This window comes from Leisingera sp. SS27, from assembly GCF_028368855.1.
Lineage (GTDB): Bacteria > Pseudomonadota > Alphaproteobacteria > Rhodobacterales > Rhodobacteraceae > Leisingera.
In genome coordinates, this window is record NZ_JAQNCY010000003.1 from 283,785 (window position 1) to 302,856 (window position 19,072).

Here is a 19,072-nt window from a genome sequence, read left to right on the forward strand (position 1 = left end):
GCTGCCGCCCGGTTGCCAGTTTCAGCCGTTGGCCGTTTCCATCTTCCAGGCCGCCAGCAGTTTCGGCAGTGCCTCGTTCCAGTTCAGCACCCCGGCAGATTCGGCCCAGGCCTGGTACTGGCGGATCAGATCCTTCTCGAGGGCGGGGTTGCGGCCGGCGAGGTCGGTCAGCTCAGTGCGGTCAGCCTCGATGTCATAAAGCTCCCAAGGCTGATCATGCAGCCGCACCAGTTTGAAATGACCCAGGCGGATGGCGGCATTGCCCTCGTGCTCCCAGAAGATCGGCTGCTCCCGCTGCCAGTCCTTGCCCTGCAAAAGGCCCAGCAGCGACTCCCCCTGCAGCGGCTGGATCTGGTGGCCGCCGACCTCTGTCTGATAGGCGGCCCCGGCAGCCTCCAGGATGGTAGGCAGAATATCGGCCACGTGGCAGGCCGCATGGGCGGTGCCGCGCGGTGTGAACCCCTCCGGCCAATGGGCCACCAGCGGGGTCGAGATGCCGCCCTCATGCACATAGTGTTTGTAGAGGCGGAACGGCGCGTTGGAGACATTGGCCCAAGGCTTGTCGTAGCTTTGAAAAGTCCGGGCATCGCCCGGGCGCAGGCCGGTCACATTGCCCATGGTGATCTGCTTCCCGTCGTGCGTCCTGTCCGGGTAGAATTTCGCCCAGCCGTCCTCCGCCATGAACTCGGCGCAGCCGCCGTTGTCGGAGAGGAACAGGATCAGCGTGTTCTCAAACTGCCCGAGCCGTTTCAGCGCAGCAACCAGCGTGCCGATCGACTGATCCATGCGGTCCACCATTGCCGCATAGGTTGCCATCTTGCTGGCCTCCCAGTCCTGGTTCTTTTCCTGCTCCCAGCCATGCGCGGTATTGTCGCGCGGAGAGATGTCCCAGCCGCGCTGAAACACGCCTTTGCCGTTCATGGTTTCGTGGCGCGCGGTGCGGATCTGATCCCAGCCCTTTGAGTAGACCCCATCGTATTTGGCGATGTCCCCGGGATGGGCATGCAGCGGCCAGTGCGGCGCCGTATGAGCAAGGTAAAGGAAAAACGGTTTCTCCTCGGCCACCACGCCTTCGATCATGCCGATTGCCTTATGGGTGATGGCGTCGGTGAAGTAGAAATCATCCGGGAAAGTTTCCACCCGGCTGTCATCCTCCAGCATGTAATGCGGTGAGAAGAAATGCGTCGCCCCGTCCATGATCCCGTAAAACCGGTCAAAGCCGCGCTGGCGAGGGGTCGGGTGCTCGACGTCACCGATCCGCCAGCTGTCCACGCTTCGCGGCTCGAAATCGCCGGCCACATGCCATTTGCCGGACATCAGCGTGGCATAGCCGCTGGCCCTGAGGTGTTCGGCAATGGTGGCGCTGTCATTGCGCAGGAACCCCTGATAGGCGGGCGTGCCCAGATTGGCACCCATATGCCCGACGCCGGCGTTGTGCGGGTAGAGCCCGGTCAGCAGCGACGCCCGCGTCGGGCAGCAGCGGGCACAGTTGTACATCGCTGACAGCATCACGCCGCCCCGGGCCAGTGCGTCGATGTTGGGGGTCTGGATTTCCGACCCGGTGCAGCCGAGATCGGCAAACCCCATGTCGTCTGCAAGGATCAGGATGACATTGGGCCGGGTGGTCCCGGGGTCTAGGTTGTGACTGGTCATACCGGTGCTTTCCTGTCGGGTCGGGCTGAGACAGCAGGCGCAAGCGGGCCGCCCTCGACGGTGACCCGGTGCATCAGGCGGCGGAAGCCGTGATAGTCGTTGATCGCCTTGTGCCAGGTGGCGCGGTTGTCCCACATGGCGATGTCACCAGCGCGCCAGCGCACCCGGCATTGAAACTCGGGTTGCTGGCAATGGGCATAGAGCATGGCCAGAAGCGCTGAGGATTCTTCCGGGGTCAGGCCTTCAATGCGGGTGGTGAAGACCGGGTTCACAAAAAGGCCGCGCCGTCCGCTCAGGGGTTGAGTGATGACAACAGGGTGCCGGGCGTCCTGGGTCGCGGCCTCTGCATTGCGCAGGCGGCCCGATTTCACCGCTTCGCTGTCCATCGCGGCGGCGCCGAATACATGGCGCGAGGAATGCACAGCAGTCAGACCGTCAAGAAACCGCCGCATCGGCTCTGAGAGCGCCTCATAGGCGGCGCCCATGGAGACAAACAGCGTGTCGCCGCCGTAGGGCGGCATCTCGATGGCATGCAGAATAGAGCCCATCGCCGGTTCCTGATCGTAGGAATGATCGGTATGCCAGCCCTCACCAACGGCCTCTGTCTGGTCTTTCTCTTTAAGGACCGTGGCAATTTCCGGGTGTCCATCGACCGGCTGGAAGAACCGGTTGACATTCACCGGTCCAAAGCGGCGGGCAAAGGCCAGGTGATCCGCCGGTCCAACGGTCTGCCCCCGCAGCACGATCACCGAGTATTTGGCAAAGGCGCCGCGAATGGCCTCAAAATCTGCGCCGCGGCGGATGTCCGCGCCCAGAATTTCCGCACCCAGCCCGCCGGTCAGCGGTAGAATCTCCATGTCAGCCTCCCCTTTGTCCTGAAGGCAGCATAGGGCTTGGCAAAAAGTCGGAAAAACTGATTTAATTCACTCAAAGGATAGGTTTTTTGATGGTTCGGTTTACCCTCCGCCAACTCACATATTTGTCCGAAACTGCCAGGCAGGGCGGAATTGCCCAGGCTGCACGCCAATTGAATGTCTCCGCTGCAGCCATCGCCTCGGCACTGGGCAAGCTGGAGGCTGCCACCGGGCTCAGCCTGTTCGACCGCTTTCCGGCGCAGGGCATGCGGCTGACGACCGCGGGAAAGGAGTTTTCCGCCCAGGCTGACGCGCTGCTGGCGCAGGCTGCGGCGCTGGACAGGCAGGCCGCGGATCTGGCGTCAGGCCGCACCGGCAGGATCCGCATCGGCACCCATCATGCACTGGCGCAGCGGATCGTTTTGCCTGCGGTGCTTGCCTTCCGCGAAAGCTATCCTGGCGTCCGTATCGAGGTGAAGGAAGCCGACTATCCCGCATTGATTGACTCGCTGGATGCCGGCGAAGTGGATGTGCTGGTGGTCTTTGACCAGGGACTTGATCCGAGACGGCATGAGGCTGAAGTCCTTTTGGAGCTGCCGCCCCTGGTTCTGCTGTCAGCGTCACACGCCCTGGCAGCGAAGACTCAGGTCAGCCTGAGCGATCTTGGCGGTTTGCCCTACATCGCCGTTTCACCCGCTGGCCCGGGCCCAAGCTATCTGCAACTGCTGCAGGCCGCGGGGGTTCAACCCGAAGTGCCGTTCCAATCCCAATCGCGCGAGCTTGTTCAGGCCTACGTTGGCAAGGGGTTCGGCTTTACGCTTGCAGGCTTCCCGCCCAAGCAGGACTGCACGATTGAGGGTGATACGGTTGTCGCACGGCCGCTCAAGGAAAGCATTGGGCACTATAAGGTGGTGATTGCCCGCTCACGCCAAGCAGTGCAGACAATGCTGGCGGAGCGGTTTTTGGAGTGCTGCAGGGTTCTGGTCTCCACCGCCGGCCAATAATACGCTCCTTGTTCTGCGCTCTGCATTTAAAAGATTGGGCGGTGTAGTCGGACAACTGGCATGGGGTGCACTGCATTCCGTATCTCCGCTTCACAAGGATCGGGCTTGGCGTTCAGGTCTCGGTGAATTTGGCGGAGCGCAAGGCGCAGGCGACCGCTGCGCATGTCGGAAATGATCCGGCCGCGGCGTGCCTTCACCGCGGCAGCGTCCGTCCGCAAAGGGCACAGGCCAGAACCGGCAATTTCCGCCGTAATTGAAGAAATGTGCGCCATGCGGTGGCGTCATGCATTTGGCGCCAAGGCCTGTTCCCTTCGTCCGGGTCTTTGCAGCGATGCGCTGACGCGTGCTCATTCGCCCGACAGGATGGCGGCGATGGCCCCCTCGGCGTGCAGGGCGGCAATGGCCCGGTTGAAATCCTCCAGATGCCTGGACGCGCCTGAGGCTTTGGATAAGCCGAAATGGGATGTGCGGCTGGCAACGGGTGTGGCCATGCGCTGGGCCTTGTCCTGCCAGCCGGCCTTTTCAAGAATGTGCCGCCCGACGGCTGCATCCGTTGCAACGAGGTCCACGCGCCCGAGCACCAGAAGCTCCATCAATGTCTGGATATCCCGGGCGCGGGTAATGCCCTGCTGGCTTTCAAAGGCGGTCTCCATTCCCTCGTCCACATAGGAACCGGTCAGCATCCCGAGCCGCAGGTGCGAAATTGAGCCGAAGCTGCCGTCCCAGACAAAGCCCCCGGGGAATTGATCCGGCCGGTGCCACAGGACCGATTGCTCGTCAAAGGTGGCGTCGGTGAACGCCATGTATTCCGCGCGTTCCGGATTCGGGAAAAGCGGCAGAACCCCATCGATCGTGCCGTCGCGGGCTTGCTGCTGGCATCTTTTCCAGGGCAGCAGAGTCACTGTTGCGGTCAGGTTTTCAATCCGGGCGGTGACGGCCTCCAGCAGCGCAACTTTCAATCCGCTGCTTGCCGGTCCGTATGTGCCCAAAGTGTAGGGCGGATAGGGGTCGTAGCAGAAGTGCAATTCTTCGGCCTGGGCTGCGTGCGCTGCGAACAGGAAGCTGATCAGAAACGGCGCAATTTTTGACACAACAGGTCTCCCTTTGGGGTGCAAGATATGCTTTAACATGAATGCCTTAATATGATATCAACCTATGATAGATGGCAAGACGAGTGTGTAAGGGTGCAGAGTTGACCATTGCTGACGATCAGAACGGGCAGGCTGCTGCCGCCTCATCTGGAGCGTGGACACCTTGGTTTCTTGCGTCTGCCTGGGCCGAAGGGCTGCGCAGCAGTGTCGCGCGCAGGTTCGCCTTTTGGACGATCCTGTGCAGCACGGTGCTGGCGCTGTTGATGACGTCGGTGCAGCTGGCTGCCGACTTTCACCGGGAGAAACACGATCAGGATGAGGCTCTGGGCAAGATCGAAGTGTCCATTTTGCCCAGTCTGGCAGAGAGTGTCTGGCTGCTTGATGACACTCTGATCCGGAGCCAGCTTGCCGGTATTGCCCGGATCGAAGGGGTCAACAAGGTTGAAATCACCGGGGCCGGAATCTCCTACCGCACGGCCGGGGAAGCATCCGCAACGGGCTACCGTGTTGAACTGCCGATCCTGCGCCTGGCAAATGGCAGGACAGACAATCTGGGTCAATTGGTGATCCATGCGGATTATTCCCGCATCTGGGACCTGGTTCTGAGCAGGGCTCTGGTCATCCTGGCAACCAACTGCCTGAAGACAGCGGTGGTGAGTCTGGCGATCCTGCTGATTTTCCAGCGCCTTGTCGGGCGCCATCTGTCCAGCCTGTCCAGATTTGCCAGCAGCTATGACCCGGAGAAAAAGGGGCAGAGGCTGGCGCTGGATACGGGATGGTCCTTTCCCGGGGGCGGGGGCAAGTCAGAGTTTGACACTCTTGAAAGCGCCATCAACCGGTGGAGCGAGGCGACGGAAACCTATACCGAACAGCTGCGGAACGCGAACCGGGAGCAGGCGGAGTTCACCTATGCCATTTCCCATGACCTGAAATCGCCAGTGAACACCATGGCGATGCTGATCGATGAGCTGGCGGAAGACGGCGCGCCGGGCGGGGAGGCGCGGGAAATCCTGGGCGACATGCGTGCCACGAATGCGCGGATGGGGGCGCTTGTAGATGATGTGCTGGGGTATGCCCGGCTTGTCCAAAGCGGTTTTGAGGCTGAACCCGTGGATCTTGCAACGCTGGCTCAGGATGTGGTCAAGGATCTGGCGGCGGACATCCGGGCCGCAGACGCCAGCATAGAGACCGGCCGCCTGCCGGTGGTCTGCGGGCATCCGGCGCAGCTGCGGCTCTTGTTTCAGAACCTGATTGCCAATGCGGTCAAGTTCCGCAAACCGGGCGTGAAACCCATTGTCCGCCTGACCGCAGAAACCCGTGCCGATTGTTTCGCCGTCACGGTGGCGGACAACGGCATTGGTGTTCCAAAGGAGCACCGGGACAAAGTTTTTGGCCTTTTCAAGAGGCTTCATGAGCGTTCGGCCTATGAAGGTTCGGGGATCGGCCTGGCCACCTGCCGCCGGGTTATTTCAAATCATGGCGGTGAAATTTCAATTCAAGACGGGCTTGATTGCGGAACAGCCATCCTCATGACGTTACCAAGGAGTTTAAATGACGAAACCCATTCAGCTGGCGGTTCTGATCGACGATGAGAAGATCGATCAGCGTCAGTACCAGCGCATCATCAATAAGTCGGGACTGGTGGAAGAGGTGCTGGTGTTCACTTACGCCGATGAGGCCCTGGAGCATTTGAAAGCCAACCCCCAGCTGGAGGTTGATGTCATCCTTCTGGATATCAACATTCCCAGAATGGACGGATTTCAGTTCCTTGAGGCTGCGACCCGGGAGATCGGCGAAGGCTTCGCCAAAAGCGTTGTGGTCATGATCACGACCTCGCTGAATCCGGAGGACAAGGCGCGGGCTATGAGTTTTGACGTGGTGAAGGAGTTTATTAACAAGCCTTTGACGGTGGAGCATGTGAAGCAGATTGCGGCACTGATCGCGTCACACTAGCCGCGCGGTCCTGGGCGGCTGGCGCGGGTACCACTGCTTTTCCTAAAATGAAACGGCCCGCCGGATGGCGGGCCGTTTGTGTTTTTCGCTGTGCAGTCAGGCTCAGGCCTTGATCAGCCCCATGCTTTCGAGCTTGAGCAGCACCTGGTGGGCGCAGTTGTCGACATCGACGTTTTCGGTCTCAACCGACAGCTCCGGGTTCTGCGGCACGTCGTAGGGGTCGGAGATGCCGGTGAACTCCTTGATCTTGCCTTCGCGGGCCAGTTTGTAGAGGCCCTTGCGGTCGCGGCGCTCGCATTCCTCGATCGAGGTGGCGACGTGCACTTCGACAAAGGCGCCGAACTGTTCCACGTCCTCGCGCACGGCGCGGCGGGTGGTGGCGTAGGGCGCGATCGGGGCGCAGATGGCGATGCCGCCGTTCTTGGTGATCTCGGACGCGACATAGCCGATGCGGCGGATGTTGAGGTCGCGGTGCTCCTTCGAGAAGCCCAGCTCGGAGCTGAGGTTCTTCCGCACGATGTCGCCATCGAGCAGGGTCACCGGGCGGCCGCCCATTTCCATAAGCTTGACCATCAGCGCGTTGGCGATGGTGGATTTGCCGGAGCCGGAGAAGCCGGTGAAGAACACGGTGAAGCCCTGCTTGGAGCGCGGCGGCTTGGTCTTGCGCAGCTCGGAAACCACCTCGGGGAAGGAGAACCACTCAGGGATTTCCAGGCCCTCGGCCAGGCGGCGGCGCAGTTCGGTGCCGGAAATGTTCAGGATAGTGACGTTGTCGCGGTCTTCGATCTCGTCGTTCGGCTCGTACTGGGCGCGCTCCTGCACATAGACCATGTGTTTGAAGTCGACCATTTCGATGCCCATTTCGCCCTGGAACTCGCGGAACAGGTCCTGCGCGTCATAGGGGCCATAGAAATCCTCGCCGGCAGAGTTCTTGCCGGGGCCTGCGTGGTCGCGGCCGACGATGAAATGGGTGCAGCCGTGGTTCTTGCGGATCAGGCCGTGCCAGACCGCCTCGCGCGGGCCGGCCATGCGCATCGCCAGGTTCAGCAGGCTCATGGAGGTGGTGGCGGCCGGGTATTTGTCCAGCACCGCCTCGTAGCAGCGCACGCGGGTGAAGTGGTCGACGTCGCCCGGCTTGGTCATGCCGACCACCGGATGAATCAGCAGGTTGGCCTGGGCTTCACGGGCGGCGCGGAAGGTCAGTTCCTGGTGGGCGCGGTGCAGCGGGTTGCGGGTCTGGAAGGCGACAACCTTGGTCCAGCCCAGCTTGCGGAAGTAGGCGCGCAGCTCGTTCGGGGTGTCGCGGCGGGCGCGGAAGTCATAGTGCACGGGCTGCTGGATGCCGGTGACCGGGCCGCCGAGATAGACCTTGCCGGCCTGGTTGTGCAGGTAGTTCACCGCCGGGTGGGCGTCATCGTCGGAGCCAAAGACCTTCTCGGCCTCCTTGGCCTTGTTCGGCACCCAGTTGTCGGTGACGGTCATGGTGGCGAGGATCACGCCTTCTTGGTCGCGAAGCGCGATGTCCTGGCCCGCTTCCAGCTTGGCCGCGAAGTCCTCGGACACATCGAGGGTGATCGGCATCGGCCACAGGGAACCGTCGGTCAGGCGCATGGTGTCGACGACGCTGTTGTAGTCGGCCTCGGACAGGAAGCCCTTGAGCGGGTTGAAGCCGCCGTTCATCAGTAGTTCCAGGTCGCAGATCTGGCGCGGGGTCAGGTCCCAGCTGACCAGGTCAGCCGCTTCGACTTTCAGTTTCTGGGCGCTTTCGTAGGAGACATAAAGCTCAGGGATGGGAGCCAGATTGCTTTGCATCGGGTTGGTCCTGTGTTTGAGAGGGGGGAGGCCGCTAGCGGAGCCGGTGAGTTCCGCGTGCAGCGCATTGTATTCTGCGAGCTTGCGGGCAAGGAATTGATCGGTGAGCCGCACTTTTTCCGCCGCACCCCGGGTGGTCAGCGAATAGGCAAACCGCTGCCGCTTGTCCGGGCCGGGGCGGGCGCTGATGGTGATCAGGCCGCTATCGGCCGCAGCGCGCAGCAGGGTGTTGAGCCGTCCCAGCGAAATCCCCACCGCGGCGGCGGTCGCGCGCTGCGAGGCATCCGGCGCCGTATCGAGCTGGCGCAGGAGGCGGAACAGCAGGTCTTCGCTTTCCGGAGTGGATATGGATGCGGGATCGGTCACGGGCTGCAGCAGTACGGTCAACGGGTTAAAAGTGTGTTCACGCGTGAACGGATTGCATGATCCGGCCTGGATGCAAAGGGGAAACTGGGTCCAGGCGGCGAATTTCCGCTGCGTTGCAGGGGGGCAACGGGAGCGGGCGGGCGGGGGATTGTTCTTTCCCGGCGTGGCGGGCTGGATGGCTGGTGCGGCCGGGGGCTGCCGGGCAAACATGCGTTTTGCGCTTTGGCTGCCGGGCCTAACGCTGTTCTCCGGCCAGGGTGCGGGGAAGGGCGGCCGCATGGGGCACGGGCAGGGCGTCCAGCGGCAGCGAAACGCCGCGCAGCTGGAAGGTTTCGAGCGCCAGATGGGCCGAATCATAGCCTGCAGCCTCCAGCACCTGGGCGGAAATCAGCAGCTCCACGCCCAGCTCCTTTGTCTTGGCCTCCAGCCGGCTGGCGGTGTTGACGCTGCCGCCGATAATGGTGCGCGGTGCGTGGGCGGCGCTGCCGATCTCGCCCAGTACCAGATCGCCCAGGTGAATGCCGATGCCGATCCGGACCTCCGGTTCGCCGTCAGCGGCCAGTTGCGCGTTGAAGTCCTGCAGCGCGGTACCGATGGCGGCGGCGGCCTCCAGCGCGGCGGCTGCGGAGCGGGCAGGGGTTGCGGCCTCAAACAGCGCCAGCAGCCCGTCGCCGAGGTATTTGTCCACCGTGCCGCCCGCATTTGTGATGGCGGGCACGATGGCATCAAAGAAGCGGTTCAGCAGGAAGACCACGTCATAGGGCAGCTGGCCTGCGGTGCGGGCGGTAAAGCCGCGCATGTCGAGGAACAACACCGCCAGCTGCTGCTCGCTGCCCTGGCTGGCATGGGCGCGGCCGCGGCGTCCGTCGGGGCGGAACAGGCGGGTGACAGAGAGCGGCGCCTGCGGGCGGATCTGGCAGGCCAGCCGCATATTGGCGGGCGCCTTGACGCGTTCCAGGCTGCGGGCCTCGGGCGGTTCGGGGGGCGGCAGGTGCTCGCCGCCCTCATCCAGCACCACGCGGCAGGTGGTGCATCGCCCCTTGCCGCCGCAAAGCGAGGTGTGCTGGACGCCGCCCGCGCGCGACATCTCCAGGAGGGTCATGCCGCGCTCTGCCCGGATTTCGGGTCCGAAGGCATAGCGGATGGTGACCGCCCGGCGGCGGCGGATGAGCTTGCGCAGAAGGTAGGCGGCGGCGGTGAGGCCCAGCAGCGCAAAGAAGATCATCAGCCACTGGCTTTCGGTTGCAAACATCTCAGCAAAGGCCTGCTGGCTGGGCCAGTTGAAATCCTCCATCAGCGCGGCGCGTTCGGTGCCTTCCACAAACAGGTCATAGATGCGGCGGCCCTCTGTCAGGAGGCCGGCAAAGGCAAAGGCGGGGATGAACACGGCGATGCCGGCCATCCAGGGGATTATCGGCCGCCACCAGCGGGTAAGCCGCAGCCAGTAATGCAACCCCATGCAGCCGTGGATCCAGACTGCCAGCAGCAGGAGGCTTTGCTGCCAGATCTCGGGCGAGGCCCACATCAGGATGATCTGATAGGGCATCTCGTCATTGGTGCCGTAGACCTCGTGCGAGTAGCGGGTAAAGACGATGTGCGCGATCAGCTGCAGCGGGATCAGAAGGCCAAGCAATGTCTGCAGCGCCTCGCCCCAGCGCATCCGCAGGCTGCGGCGGCGGGCCAGATTCCACAGTGCCAGCCCTGCGTGCAGGATCAGCGACGCATAGAGGATCAGGCTGCCCAGCAGGCTTCGGGTGATCACCTGGCGGGCGTCCTGGAATTCATCCATCCATTCGGATGAGATCAGGCCGAGGCCGATGTTTAGAAAGTGGAAGAAGGCATAGGTCAGCAGCACCAGCCCGGTGATGATCCGGGTGCGTGTGATCCAGTTGCCTTGCCAGAGTGCGCTTGCCACGGTCTGCCCTTCCGCTTGCCTGTTCTGCTGCCAAACTGGCCGCGGCGGGCGGGGCGGTCAAGCCAGCGGCTGGGTTGATTGCGCCCTTGGGCCTGTGCCACGGTGGCCGGGCATTGGTTTAACGGGGATTGATATGGTGTTGAATTATCTGAAGGCTGCGCTGCTGGCTGTGCTGGCGCTGCTTTGGTCTGCGCCTCTGGCAGAGGCCGGGCGGCGGATCGCGCTGGTGCTGGGCAATTCGGATTATGAGAACGCCTCCTTTCTGCCCAACGCGGAGCGGGACGCACGTGATATCGCAGCGGCTCTACGCAGCATCGGGTTCGAGGTGCACGACGGCTACAACCTGGGCCGCCGGGACACTCTGCGCCTGGCCCAGCAGGTCACAGGCCAGCTGCAGCAGGACGACACCGCGCTGTTCTATTACTCCGGCCACGGGGTGCAGCTGGGGGCAGAGAATTTCGTGCTGCCGGTTGATGTTGCGGGGTCGGATGAGCAGGAGCTGAAGTCCGCCTCGGTAAGCCTGCAGGCGATCCTGCGCGGGATGGAGCTGCGCGCCGGGCGTAACATCATCGTGCTGGATGCCTGCCGCAACAATCCCTTCCAGTCGCGGATGGCGGCGCGCAGCCTGGGCGGTGCGGCGCGGGGGCTGGCGCGGGTGGATGCGGGCGTCGGCTCCTACATCGCGTTTTCCACCCAGCCGGGCAACGTGGCGCTGGACGGCAGCGGCCGCAACAGCCCCTTCACGGCGGCGCTGCTGCGGCATCTGCCGCGCAACGAGGACCTGCACGCGATGATGCGGCGGGTGCGGGCCGACGTGGTGGCGGAAACCGGCGGCAGCCAGGTGCCGTGGGAGAACTCCTCGCTGATTGATGAGGTCTTTTTGGCGGCGCGCGGGCAGGCCGCGCCTGACCCGGCTGGCGCTGCTGGTGCCGCCGTTCAGGCGGTGCCGTCCGGGCAGATCCAGCCGCGGGCGCAGCAGTTCGGCTACCGCGTCGCAGGGCTGGACCCGAACGGTGACGGGTTCCTGGCCCTGCGGGACGGCACCACCTCCGGTGCGCGGCGGCTGGCCAAGATGGTGGAAGGCACGCGGCTGGCGGTGCTGGCACAGCGCGGGCGCTGGCTGCAGGTGCGGACGGAGACCGGGCTGGAGGGCTGGGCGCATTCGAACTGGATCCGCAAGGATGCAGCCGCTGGCGCCGCTGCGCCTGTTGCGCAGAACCAGTGCGACGCCCTGTGGTTTCAGCGCAATTCGATCTTTGCCCGCCGCGGCTATTGTTTTCAAAGCGCACGCGGGCAGGCGGCGTTTTCCAATGCGGGCTGCATTCCCGGCATGCGCGCAGGCGAAGTGCCGCTGAGCGCGGCGGAGCGCGATGAGGTCAGCCGGCTGAAGGCGCAGGAACAGCTGCTGGGGTGCCGTTAGGCTCCCGGGTGTGGAGCTGTTGCCCGCCGCAGAAGCGGGGTCAGCCCTCCAGCCCCCAGCCGTCCGGCGCAAAACCGTGCGGAAGGGCGGTGCGGGTGGCCAGTTCCTCGCCGATCCAGATGCCGGTGGCAGAGATGATCTGGTCCGGCAGGGTGGCGGCCAAATAGGATGCATCTTCGCCTTCGGCCTCAACGAACTCGCAGGCAAAGCCTTCGCGGCTCAGCTCTTCGGCCAGCGGGCGCCAGTCGGCGCCGTCGCGGGCGGGGACGAAGAAATAATCCACGTCCGCCACCTCAGGCAGGCCGTGTTCGGCCTGCAGATCGTTGAATGCCGCAACGGTTCCGGCCCGTTGCGCGGCGAAATCATGCGGCATCCCTGTTACTCCTGCTCAGCCAGGAAGCGTTCGGCGTCGAGCGCGGCCATGCAGCCCATGCCGGCCGAGGTGACCGCCTGGCGGTACTTGTGGTCGGTGAGGTCGCCCGCAGCATAGATGCCGGGGATCGAGGTCTCGGTGGAGCCGGGCTTCACCTTGACATAGCCGCCGTTATGCAGCTCCAGCACGTCCTTGACCAGTTCGGTGGCGGGCGCGTGGCCGATGGCTACAAAGACGCCCTTGCAGGGGATTTCCTTCAGCTCGCCGGTCTGCACGTTCTTGACCACGACGCCCTCGACCCCCAGCGGATTGTCGGTGCCGACAACTTCTTCGAGGGTGTGGAACCACAGAGTCTCGATCTTCGGGTTCTTCATCAGGCGGTCCTGCAGGATCTTCTCGGCGCGCAGCTCGTCGCGGCGGTGGATCAGGGTCACCTTGGAAGCGAAGTTGGTAAGGAAAAGTGCTTCCTCAACGGCAGTGTTGCCGCCGCCGATCACCACGATCTCCTGGCCGCGGTAGAAGAAGCCGTCGCAAGTTGCGCAGGCGGACACGCCGAAGCCCTTGAACTTTTCTTCGCTTTCCAGGCCCAGCCACTTGGCGCGGGCGCCGGTAGCCAGGATCACTGCATCGGCGGTGTAGGTGGTGCCGCTGTCACCCTTGGCCACAAACGGGCGCGAGGAGGTGTCGAGCGAGGTGATGATGTCGCCGATGATCTCGGTGCCCATCGCCTTGGCGTGCTCCTGCATCCGCACCATCAGGTCGGGGCCCTGTACCTCGGTGTCGCCGGGCCAGTTCTCCACCTCGGTGGTGGTGGTCAGCTGGCCGCCGGGCTCGATGCCCTGGACCAGAATCGGCTCGAGCATGGCACGGGAGGCATAGACCCCCGCAGTATAGCCGGCAGGCCCGGAGCCGATGATCAGAACCTTGGTGTGGCGCGTCTCGCTCATGTTTGTTCCCCACGTAATGCAGCCTGGCGGGCGTGCCGCCGTCAGGCAATGCATATAGCGGCAGGGCGGGCAGGCTTAAACCCCCAAGGGGCTGCATGCGGCGGGATACAAATTTGCCGCGGATCCGCGCATTGCGTCTTGCGCCCTCGCGCTGCAAAGAATATTGCGCGTCGATGAAACAATATTGCGCAGCCTGGCGGCGGTGCTATAAGAAACGCAAATCTCACAGGAGCTTCCGGTATGGTCACAACCCGTCTTGATCCGATTGATCGCAAGATTTTGTCGGAGCTTCAGGCCGATGGGCGGATGACCAATGTGGAACTGGCCAAGCGGGTCGGCATTTCCGCGCCGCCGTGTCTGCGCCGGGTGCGGGCGCTGGAGGAGGCCGGGCTGATTCACGGCTACCACGCGGATGTGAATGCGCGCGAACTGGGCTTTGAAGTGCAGGTCTTTGCGATGGTGGGGCTGGAGAGCCAGGCCGAGGCGGAGCTGAGCGCCTTTGAGGAGAAATGCCGCAGCTGGCCGCTGGTGCGCGAGTGCCACATGCTGAACGGCGAGGTGGATTTCATCCTGAAATGCGTGTCGCCCGACCTCAGCACCTTTCAAAGCTTCCTGACCGGCGATCTGCTGACCACCCCGAATGTGGCCAGTGTGAAGACATCGCTGGTGATCCGCGGCGCCAAGGATGAGCCGGGCGTGCCGTTTGAGGTGCTGGAAGAGCGTCTGGCACGCGAAGCCTGAGCCTAGGGCGGTCCATTTTACTGCCTGCCGGGCATCCGGTGTGGCGCAGTTTGATCCAAGTCATTGACAGCACGGTGAAACCCCGCATCCTGAAAAGGCGGGGCAGGCCAGTGCAATCGGTTTGGCCCGGCCTTTGTTCCGCCGACTGGAGGTGTAACGATGGCTACTGTTCAGCAAATACTCGATGACAAGAGCAAGACGCTCCATACACTCCCTCCCGAGGCGATGGTCGTCGACGCTCTGAAGGTGATGGCAAAGAATGACGTGGGGGCCGTGCTGGTGGTTTCGGGCCGGAAACTCGCCGGTATCTTCACTGAGCGGCACTATACCCGCAATGTCTTCCTGGCGGGAAAGACTTCTCCGGCTACGCCCCTGGCCGATGTGATGGCAACCGATTTCAGCAGCGTTGGCCCGGAGGTGAGTGCAGAAGCCTGCATGGCGCTGATGAGTGACAAGCATGTGCGCCATCTGCCGGTCCTGAAGGACGGGGAGCTTGCCGGGATTGTCTCTATAGGGGATCTGATGACAAGCATAATCAATGAGGAGCAGTTCAATGCGGGCCAGCTTGTGCGCTATGTCCGCGGCATGAACTGACCGGCGGCAGATGCCCGGGGCGGGCCGTCAGTTCCCGGTTACAGAATAGCAGGCCCCGGCTGGGTGAGACTGTCGGCTCTGGGATGCGCCAGCGGGCCGAAGCCATGGATGCTGTCGGCATGGGCAAACAGGTTCAAAAACAGCGTCTTGATGGCAAAGCTTGCCAGTTTCAGCGCGTCGGAGCCCGGGTGGTATGTTTCAAAGGCCAGGCCGCCCACGGTGATCACTGCGTGGCGCGGAAGGCAGAGGTGGTAGAGATCCACAGGCGCCGGCGGCGCTGTTTCAAAGATGCTCATGCCATCTTGGAATTCGGACGCCAGGGTCAGCAGCTGTCCATCGCCTGCGCCCTGCATGTGCGGCGGCGTGCGCAGCAGGCGTGCCGCGGGGCCGGCCACCAGGGGGGCTGCGGGTTTCTGCAGGCCCAGGCTGTCGGCCATGAAGCTGGTCAGGGTGCGGCTGCGGCTGCCGGAGCGGCCGGGCAGCACGCTGGTGCGGCCGATCCACACGAGCGGCTGGCTGCCGCCGCCCTGGGTTGCGATCTCGTCGCCGGGCAGCAGGTCCTCGACCGCAATCGGCCCTTGAGCCGTTTCCACCAGTGAGCCGCGGGTGAACGCGCTGAAGGCGTCCTCGAACAGCGGCAGGGCCGGGGCGATATGGCGTGTTTCCGAAATGCCCCCGCCGGGCAGCAGGCAGCTGACCTCATAGCGGCGCAGTTGCGGCTTGCTGGAGCTGCGCAGCGCAGCGGGGTCCTGCAGGATTGCAGTGGCCTCGACGGCATTGGCTGCAGCTCTGTGCAGCGACTGGGGGATGGTCATGACAGCAGACCTCTCCTTTCAAACTGCCCGCTTGCATCGGCCCCCACCGGCAACGCAGACGTGCTTGAACGATATGATATGCCCAGCTTTCCCGGAATTAGTTCAAATTGTCAAAAAATCTGAAGCAAACTGGTTAATGCACTGGTCTATTCTATATGGGGGCGGCGCAGCGCTGGAAGGCGGCTTTTCCAGGCCGGTTGGATGCCCTTTTGGCGGCTGGCCGGGCTGGCGCAGATGCGCCAGGGGTGGCCGCCTCGGGGGCACCCGTCCCCGGCGTTAACCCAATTTCCGCGTTGAACCCTGATGGTGCGCCTGGCCGTGGTACCGGCGGGCGCTCCCCCTGAGCAGAGGTGCGGCTTCGCTCCTGGCGGAGCGGATGATCGAGGCAATGAAGCGCTTGTTCATTTTCATGGTCAGTCTGTCCTTCGCCCGGCAAGTCCGCCCGGAGTTGCGGGCGGTTGCAGTTTTTTCTTGTCTGACCTGTTTATGGGTAATCTTTGCGCCCTGAATATGACCTGCACAGGGCATTTTGGGTCCCGCTGCGAATGACTTTGTCGCCGTGCAGCATGAGGTGGGGTTTTGCTATAGGGCTGAAATCAAAGGTAAAAACGGGGCGCCCTGAGAGGGTTTCCCCTGCGGAAACAGCGAATGCGGCGGATTTTATATAAATCCGCCACAATTGGCATGGTTAATGGAAGTTTAAAGCCGGATGCAGGAGATCAGGCGTCCGTAGTCGGCCTCTTTCGCGTGGGTGGCGCGGCGGTAGGAAAAGAATTTCTCCGCATCCGAATAGGTGCAGTGGCGGCTCCACTCGGCCGCGCCGATCCCTGCCTGGCGCAGTTTGTACAGCCCAAGCCCGGGCAGATCGAACAGGTAACGGCCGCTTTCGCCATTGGCGAAGAAGCGGGCGTAGGCGTCGTCCTGCATCATGAAGTCGTCAAAGAACTCCGGGCCGACCTCATAGGCGCGCTGGGAAATGGTCGGGCCAATCACCGCTGCGGTGTTCGTGCGGCTGGCACCGAGGGTTTCCATCGCCTCCAGCGTGGCCTCCAGCACCCCGTCCAGGGTGCCGCGCCAGCCAGCGTGGGCGGCGCCGATAACGCGGGCTTCCGGGTCGCAAAACAGTACCGGCTGGCAGTCGGCGGTCAGGATCGACAGGGCGATGCCCGGCACATTTGTGACCATCGCATCCGCCTGCGGGCGCTCGGTTGAGGGGGCAGTCACGACCTTCACATCGGCGCTGTGAACCTGATGAACGGCACTGAGGTGTTCCGGAGGCACCTCCATTGCTGCGGCCACACGGTTGCGGTTGATCTGCACTGCCTCGCGCTGGTCGGTGGAGCCAAGGCCGCAGTTCAGGCCATGGTAGATGCCGGAGGAGGCGCCGCCTTTGCGGGTGAAGAACCCGTGCCGCACCGGGCCAAGCAGATCGGACGTGAGAATTTCAAGCGTCATTGTTAGCCATCATGGGTTCAATCCTGGCGGAGGGGCGGCCTGCGAAGGATAAAGGCCGAGCACTTTGAACAGGTTTCCCATTTCATCGGGGTGCGTCAACCGCCGATGTGCCGTGATCAGGGTTTCCAGACCTTCCCCCTGAAGCGGCGCGGCCAGGGCGCGGGCGCGGCCGGTGATGCCGAGCCGTTCCAGGAACACCCCCTGCGGAGTGAGGCGTGTAAAGGCGCAACCAGCGGTTTTTGCGGCCAGCGCCAGCGCCTCGAAGTCCACATGCGCGGTCAGATCGGCCTCGCCCGGGGCTTGCAGCGGATCGGCGGGTTCATGCGCGCGCAGGGCTTGAAGCGTATCTCCAAGCGCCCGCCAGTCACCGTAGTCCACAATCAGCGCGGCGCCGCCATGAGCGGCGATTCGGGCGGCAATGCATTGGGTGATCGGGGCAGCGGCCTCGCAGAGTTCCACCAGATCGCCGTCACTTGTGTCTTCCAGCCGGTGCTGCAGCGCGTGCTGCGGTGCGGCGGGGCTGAGGCCGAAGGCAAGCGCGCCGTCCTGCAGGCCGATGCGTTTTTCGCTCCAGCCGTCACCTGCGCGGAGGAACTGGCGGACGGGCAGGGCGTCGAAAAATTCATTGGCGGCCAGGAACAGCGGCTGGTCCGGCAGGGTCTCCACGCTGTCCAGCCATACGGGCGCATAACCCTGCAGCGTGCTGGCCTGAACATCGCGCAGGGCGGGGGAGGCTTCCACCAGATGGATCTGCATGGCAGCGTGGAAGCCCGGCACGCCGCGGGTGGCGCGCAACAGGTCGGCCATCAGGGTGCCGCGGCCCGGTCCCAATTCCGCCAGCGTGAAAGGGGCGGGCGATCCCTGGTCGAGCCAGGACTGGGCGAGGGAAAGGCCCAGCAGTTCCCCGAACATCTGGCTGATCTCCGGCGCGGTGGTGAAATCCCCCTTGGTCCCCAGCGGGTCGCGGGTGGTGTAATAGCCGAACTGCGGGTGCAGAAGGCAGTCGGCCATATACTCGGCCACAGAGATCGGGCCGTTTGCGCGGATGCGGGCGGTCAGGTGGTCCCTCAGGCTCATGCCGTGCTCCGGGCGGCCTGACGGGCGCGCAGCAGGAACCAGAGACCGATCGCGATCATCGGCAGCGACAAAGCCTGGCCCTGGGTAAGGCCGATGCCGTCGATCTGCCAGGCCAGCCCCAACGGATTGCCGGGGGTGACGAACTGGGCGTCGGGCTGGCGGAAGAACTCGACAATAAACCGGGCGAGGCCGTAGCCTGCCAGGAAAATGCCCAAAAGGCGGCCCGGTGTGTGAAAGGCGCCGCGGCGCCAGGCAAGGTACAGGAGCAGGGCGCCGAGGATCAGCCCCTCCATCAGCGCCTCATAGAGCTGTGAGGGGTGGCGGGCGCAAAGCTCTCCCAGGGCCTGGACGCAGTCCTGCGCTGCTGGGCCGGGAAAGGCAACTCCCCAGGGCAGGTCCGTCGGGCGGCCCCAAAGTTCGGCGTTGATGAAATTGCTGAGACGTCCCAGCAGCAGGCCCGGTGCCACGGTATGAGCCACCAGATCGGCCATTTGGAGGCGCGGGATGCCGTGGCGCGCGGCGTAGATCCAGGAGGCGGCGATCACGCCGATGAGACCGCCGTGAAAGGCCATGCCGCCCTGCCAGATTTTCAGGATCTCCGCAGGGTTCGCCAGGTAATAGGCTGGCTGGTAGAAAAGCACGAAGCCGAGCCGTCCGCCGAGGATCACGCCAAGGATGATCCAGGTCAGCAGATCCTCCACCTGCTGCGGTTTCATCGGCGGCTGGCTGGCGGGCCAAAGCGCGGGGCGGCGCAGGGCGGCCACCGCCAGGCGCCAGGCAATGACGATGCCCGCGATATATGCCAGCGCATACCAGCGCAGGGCAAATTCGAAACTGCCGATGGCGATCGAGAAAATCTCGGGCGAGAGGTCGGGGAATTGGATCATGGCCTGCATGTGCGACTGAATGCCTTTGGTCTTTGGGAGAAGTCAACGGGGGGAAGTCAACGGCTTGCAGCCGCGCGCGTGCTTCCCCATATAGGAGGCAACCCCGAGACGGAGA

17 protein-coding genes are annotated in these 19,072 nt (G+C 63.6%); 6 read left to right on the forward strand and 11 right to left on the reverse strand.

The features are described 5' to 3' along the window. Positions 1 to 21: 21 nt before the first annotated feature. Both N6L27_RS09335 and N6L27_RS09340 read right to left on the reverse strand, forming a co-directional pair. On the reverse strand, positions 22 to 1,653 hold the full coding sequence (locus N6L27_RS09335) for an arylsulfatase (protein WP_271906976.1): 1,632 nt from the start codon (positions 1,651 to 1,653) through the stop codon (positions 22 to 24). Further along, positions 1,650 to 2,510 carry a TauD/TfdA dioxygenase family protein gene (locus tag N6L27_RS09340; protein ID WP_271906977.1) on the reverse strand — a complete coding sequence of 287 codons (861 nt, stop codon included), beginning with the start codon at positions 2,508 to 2,510 and terminating at the stop codon, positions 1,650 to 1,652. Before N6L27_RS09340 ends, N6L27_RS09335 begins: the two co-directional genes overlap by 4 nt. An 89-nt stretch (positions 2,511 to 2,599) precedes the next feature. On the opposite strand from N6L27_RS09340, the gene N6L27_RS09345 reads away from it, so the two are divergent. Continuing rightward, entirely contained in the window at positions 2,600 to 3,511 is a 912-nt protein-coding gene (locus N6L27_RS09345) for a LysR substrate-binding domain-containing protein (protein WP_271906978.1), read from the forward strand. A gap of 347 nt (positions 3,512 to 3,858) precedes the next feature. Here N6L27_RS09345 and N6L27_RS09350 read toward each other — a convergent pair whose 3' ends face one another. Then, complete coding sequence (locus tag N6L27_RS09350) at positions 3,859 to 4,602, reverse strand: substrate-binding periplasmic protein (protein WP_271906979.1); 744 nt, start codon at positions 4,600 to 4,602, stop codon at positions 3,859 to 3,861. A 101-nt stretch (positions 4,603 to 4,703) separates the two neighbouring features. Here N6L27_RS09350 and N6L27_RS09355 point away from each other — a divergent pair, with 101 nt between their 5' ends. Together N6L27_RS09355 and N6L27_RS09360 are read left to right on the forward strand one after the other, a co-directional pair. Continuing rightward, positions 4,704 to 6,194, forward strand: a complete 1,491-nt coding sequence (locus N6L27_RS09355) for a sensor histidine kinase (protein WP_271906980.1) — start codon at positions 4,704 to 4,706, stop codon at positions 6,192 to 6,194. Continuing rightward, positions 6,154 to 6,555 (forward strand): response regulator, encoded by a 402-nt coding sequence (locus N6L27_RS09360; protein ID WP_271906981.1) that lies wholly within the window; start codon positions 6,154 to 6,156, stop codon positions 6,553 to 6,555. Before N6L27_RS09355 ends, N6L27_RS09360 begins: the two co-directional genes overlap by 41 nt. A gap of 102 nt (positions 6,556 to 6,657) precedes the next feature. Here N6L27_RS09360 and N6L27_RS09365 read toward each other — a convergent pair whose 3' ends face one another. Both N6L27_RS09365 and N6L27_RS09370 read right to left on the reverse strand, forming a co-directional pair. After that, positions 6,658 to 8,733 carry a bifunctional sulfate adenylyltransferase/adenylylsulfate kinase gene (locus tag N6L27_RS09365; RefSeq protein WP_271906982.1) on the reverse strand — a complete coding sequence of 692 codons (2,076 nt, stop codon included), beginning with the start codon at positions 8,731 to 8,733 and terminating at the stop codon, positions 6,658 to 6,660. Positions 8,734 to 8,968: 235 nt separating this feature from the next. After that, positions 8,969 to 10,648 carry an adenylate/guanylate cyclase domain-containing protein gene (locus N6L27_RS09370; RefSeq protein ID WP_271906983.1) on the reverse strand — a complete coding sequence of 560 codons (1,680 nt, stop codon included), beginning with the start codon at positions 10,646 to 10,648 and terminating at the stop codon, positions 8,969 to 8,971. A gap of 133 nt (positions 10,649 to 10,781) precedes the next feature. Between N6L27_RS09370 and N6L27_RS09375 the strand changes: the two genes are divergently transcribed. Continuing rightward, positions 10,782 to 12,068 (forward strand): caspase family protein, encoded by a 1,287-nt coding sequence (locus tag N6L27_RS09375; RefSeq protein WP_271906984.1) that lies wholly within the window; start codon positions 10,782 to 10,784, stop codon positions 12,066 to 12,068. 40 nt (positions 12,069 to 12,108) lie between these two features. On the opposite strand, the gene N6L27_RS09380 is transcribed toward N6L27_RS09375, so the two are convergent. Continuing rightward, positions 12,109 to 12,441: a ribonuclease E inhibitor RraB gene (locus tag N6L27_RS09380; protein ID WP_271906985.1), complete on the reverse strand. Its 333-nt coding sequence runs from the start codon at positions 12,439 to 12,441 to the stop codon at positions 12,109 to 12,111. A gap of 5 nt (positions 12,442 to 12,446) precedes the next feature. Beyond that, positions 12,447 to 13,388, reverse strand: coding sequence for a thioredoxin-disulfide reductase (gene trxB / locus N6L27_RS09385; RefSeq protein WP_271906986.1), 942 nt, complete (start codon positions 13,386 to 13,388; stop codon positions 12,447 to 12,449). A 240-nt stretch (positions 13,389 to 13,628) separates the two neighbouring features. On the opposite strand from trxB, the gene N6L27_RS09390 reads away from it, so the two are divergent. Continuing rightward, positions 13,629 to 14,129 (forward strand): Lrp/AsnC family transcriptional regulator, encoded by a 501-nt coding sequence (locus N6L27_RS09390; RefSeq protein ID WP_174146456.1) that lies wholly within the window; start codon positions 13,629 to 13,631, stop codon positions 14,127 to 14,129. A gap of 159 nt (positions 14,130 to 14,288) precedes the next feature. Further along, positions 14,289 to 14,723, forward strand: a complete 435-nt coding sequence (locus tag N6L27_RS09395) for a CBS domain-containing protein (protein WP_271906988.1) — start codon at positions 14,289 to 14,291, stop codon at positions 14,721 to 14,723. 38 nt (positions 14,724 to 14,761) lie between these two features. Here N6L27_RS09395 and N6L27_RS09400 read toward each other — a convergent pair whose 3' ends face one another. The 4 genes from N6L27_RS09400 to lgt form a co-directional block, all read right to left on the reverse strand. Beyond that, the gene (locus N6L27_RS09400; RefSeq protein ID WP_271906989.1) at positions 14,762 to 15,538 is read right to left on the reverse strand and encodes a Hint domain-containing protein; all 777 of its coding nucleotides are present in this window, start codon (positions 15,536 to 15,538) and stop codon (positions 14,762 to 14,764) included. Positions 15,539 to 16,237: 699 nt separating this feature from the next. Continuing rightward, positions 16,238 to 16,993 carry a peptidoglycan editing factor PgeF gene (gene pgeF / locus N6L27_RS09405; RefSeq protein ID WP_271906990.1) on the reverse strand — a complete coding sequence of 252 codons (756 nt, stop codon included), beginning with the start codon at positions 16,991 to 16,993 and terminating at the stop codon, positions 16,238 to 16,240. A 9-nt stretch (positions 16,994 to 17,002) separates the two neighbouring features. Then, positions 17,003 to 18,070 carry a class I SAM-dependent methyltransferase gene (locus N6L27_RS09410; protein WP_271906991.1) on the reverse strand — a complete coding sequence of 356 codons (1,068 nt, stop codon included), beginning with the start codon at positions 18,068 to 18,070 and terminating at the stop codon, positions 17,003 to 17,005. Further along, a complete protein-coding gene (gene lgt, locus N6L27_RS09415; RefSeq protein WP_271906992.1) occupies positions 18,067 to 18,966 on the reverse strand; it encodes a prolipoprotein diacylglyceryl transferase in 900 nt (299 codons plus the stop codon). Before lgt ends, N6L27_RS09410 begins: the two co-directional genes overlap by 4 nt. Positions 18,967 to 19,072 lie beyond the last annotated feature (106 nt).